Source organism: Actinomadura geliboluensis, assembly GCF_005889745.1.
Taxonomy (GTDB): domain Bacteria; phylum Actinomycetota; class Actinomycetes; order Streptosporangiales; family Streptosporangiaceae; genus Spirillospora; species Spirillospora geliboluensis.
Map to the genome: position 1 here is coordinate 1 of NZ_VCKZ01000650.1, position 2,907 is coordinate 2,907.

4 protein-coding genes are annotated in these 2,907 nt (G+C 71.5%); 1 reads left to right on the plus strand and 3 read right to left on the minus strand.

The genetic code is table 11. The features are described from left to right. Positions 1 to 46: 46 nt before the first annotated feature. From ETD96_RS47375 to ETD96_RS43015, 3 genes are all read right to left on the minus strand, one after another. On the minus strand, positions 47 to 670 hold the full coding sequence (locus ETD96_RS47375) for a zinc-binding dehydrogenase (protein ID WP_240808639.1): 624 nt from the start codon (positions 668 to 670) through the stop codon (positions 47 to 49). A gap of 87 nt (positions 671 to 757) precedes the next feature. Beyond that, positions 758 to 1,075: an alcohol dehydrogenase catalytic domain-containing protein gene (locus ETD96_RS47380; protein WP_240808640.1), complete on the minus strand. Its 318-nt coding sequence runs from the start codon at positions 1,073 to 1,075 to the stop codon at positions 758 to 760. A gap of 8 nt (positions 1,076 to 1,083) precedes the next feature. Further along, on the minus strand, positions 1,084 to 2,001 hold the full coding sequence (locus ETD96_RS43015; protein WP_138642229.1) for an aldo/keto reductase: 918 nt from the start codon (positions 1,999 to 2,001) through the stop codon (positions 1,084 to 1,086). Between the two features lie 141 nt (positions 2,002 to 2,142). Between ETD96_RS43015 and ETD96_RS43020 the strand changes: the two genes are divergently transcribed. Further along, positions 2,143 to 2,730 (plus strand): TetR/AcrR family transcriptional regulator, encoded by a 588-nt coding sequence (locus ETD96_RS43020; protein ID WP_138642230.1) that lies wholly within the window; start codon positions 2,143 to 2,145, stop codon positions 2,728 to 2,730. Positions 2,731 to 2,907 lie beyond the last annotated feature (177 nt).

Here is a 2,907-nt window from a genome sequence, read left to right on the forward strand (position 1 = left end):
GTGGAGGAGGTCGGCGAGACCGGCTACGAGCATCCGGGCTCCCTCGTCAAGCGGCATGATCGTGCTCGTTGACGTCTACGAGGATCTTGCCGGTGGTGCCGTTTTCTAGGGTTCGGTGGGCGTCGGGGGTGTGGGCGAGGGGGAAGCGGAGCAGCGGCAGGCCGTGCTGCTCGCCTACCGGGAGGGCGTTGTCGCGGACGGCGGCTGCGACGTCTTCGGCGGCTGCGGCGCGCGCTTCTGGGCCCGCCGTGTAGAGCACCAGGAATTGGAAGCGCGTGTTCAGCACCATGTTCTGCGCCACGTCGAGGTGCACCGGCTTGCCCCCGTCGTTGGCGTAGGTCGAGATCGTGCCGCGTGTGCGCAGGACGGCCAAGTCCAGGGCGAGGTTGGCGCCGAGCGCGACCTCGGCGACGATGTCGACGCCGTCCGGAGCGATCTCGCGGATCGCGGCGGCCGGATCGCCTTCGCGGTAGTTGACCACGTGGTGGGCGCCGGCGGCGGTGGCGAGCCGGGCCTTCTCCGGGCCGCTGACCGTGCTGATCACGATGGCGCCCGCCCAGCGGGCGAGCTGGATCACCGCGTGCCCGACTGCCCCGGCGCCGCCGGCGGCGAGCACCACGCGGCCGTTGAGCGCGCCGGGCCGCAGGCGGCGCGGGCCGTCCTCGGCCACGGTGAGCGCGCGGTGCGCTGTGAGCGCGGGGACGCCGAGCGCCGCGCCGACGTCGAAACCGACCTCGTCCGGCAGGGGGACGGCCTGCTACGCGGGCACGACGGTGAACTCGGCGGCGGTACCGGTGGGCCGTCCGGCGGCGGCCATGAACAGCCAGACCCGCTGCCCGATCCGGCTCCGGTCGACCCCGGCGCCGACGGCGTCGATCACGCCGGCTCCGTCCAGGTGAGGTGTGACCTCCGGGAACTTCAGGGGCGCGCCGGAACGGGCCTGCCAGTCGGCCGGGTTGACCCCGGAGACAGCGACCCGGACACGGACCTCGCCTGGGCCAGGCTCGGGCACATCGCGGTCGACGAGTTGGAGGACACCGGGGCCGCCGTTGGCGCGGTAGATGATCGCCTTCATGGGCCGTCCTAGCCGATCGGGACTTCGCTGGAGCGGGACTCGACGGCGTCGAGGGCGGCGCGGGTGGTCCGATCGAAGGCGATCTCACGGACCGCCATGTTGGCCTCCAGGTGCGCAGGGTCGGCCGTGCCGGGGATGAGCAGCACGTTGGGGGCGTGGTGCAGCAGCCAGGCGAGGCCGACCTGGGAGGGCGTGACGCCGAGCGACTCGGCCGCAGCGTGGACGGCCGGCTCATCGGTGACCTTGGGCAGGCCGGGAAAGGCCCCTCCGAGCGGGAAGAACGGCACCCAGGCGATGCCCTCGGACGTGCAGAGAGCCAGCATGGCCTCGTCGTCACGGGAAACGATGCTGTAGGCGTTCTGCACGCAGACGATGCCGGCCGGGAGGGCGCGGCGCAGGTTGGCGAGGCTGACGCTGCTCAGGCCGATCGCTCCGATCTTGCCCTCGTCGCGGAGGGCGATCATGACCGCGAGCTGGTCGTCGAGGGCCACCACCTGATCCCCTGTGGGACGCAGCCCGGGGCCGGTGTCGAGGCGGCGGAGGTTGACGACGGGGAGCTGCTCGTCGCCGAGGCCGCGCAGATTCTGCTCGACGCCGGCCCGCAGCTGTTCGGGCCGCTGCGCGATTCGCAGCGGTAGGCGTCCGGCCGGGTCGGGCTCGGCGCCGACCTTGGTGACGACGAGCACGCCGTCCTCTGGCCGCAGGGCTTCACGGATCACGGCGTTGGCGAAGCCGAAGCCGTAGAACTCGGCGGTGTCCATGTGGTCCACGCCCAGCTCGACCGCGCGGCGCAGCAGCGCGACGGCGTCGCCGGGGCGGTCGCGCAGGCGCTCGAGCTGGGCCGCGCCGTAGCCGACGCGGGACACGGTGCGTCCCGCGAACGAAGCAGTCGCCGTGCTGGCCTCACGTTCATCCGGTGTCTCCATGCCCTGCACCGTACGAACATCAAATGACAGATGTCAATATCTGTCACCCACACTATGTGCGGCAGCCGACAGGCTGACAGACTTTGACATCCGTCAGTCCGTTGTCGTACGTTCGCGCCCGTAGAGGGACGGGGAGATCTGATGCGCGCAGGCCCGCTCGACGCGGAGACGATCGTGTCGGCCACCGAAGAGGTGCTGCGCCGCCACGGTCCGGAGAAGACGACCGTGCTCGACGTCGCGCGGCTCCTAGGGGTGAGTCACGGCAGCGTGTACCGCCACTTCCCGTCCAAGGCGGCGCTGCGCGAGGCCGTGATCCGCCGCTGGCTCGACCGGGTGCGCGACCAGCTCACCGCGACGGTCCGGGCCTCGGGCCTGGCCCCGCCCGACCGGCTGCACCTCCTGCTCACCACCATGTTCACCACGAAGTGGACGAAGGCCCGCGAGGACCCGGAACTCTTCGCCACCTTCCGGGTGCTGGCAGCGGATCACAGCGCCGTCTCGTCCGCCCACGTCGACTTCCTGCTCGCCGAGATCCGCGCCATCATCGCCGACGGCATCACCGCCGGCACCTTCACACCCGGCGACCCGGACGGGATCGCGCGCGCCGTCCTCGATGCGACCACACGCTTCCACGACCCGACCCACGCCGCAGAGTGGCACTCCCCCGAGACTGAAGCGGAATCCGAAGCCGTGATCTCGCTCATCCTCAACGGCCTCCAAACCCGCTAGCCCCCGCACGGACCCACGAAACGGCTGGTTCCCCCGGAAGAGGTAGATCGGCGAAACCCGAGGCCGGTGAGTGCCTTGTGCCTGTGGGGCGCTTGCGAGGGGTCCGGGGGCGTTTCGGGCAGTTCGCCGTCGTTGGTGCTCACTTGCCCCCGGGCGCGTGCGAGGGGACCAGGGGCG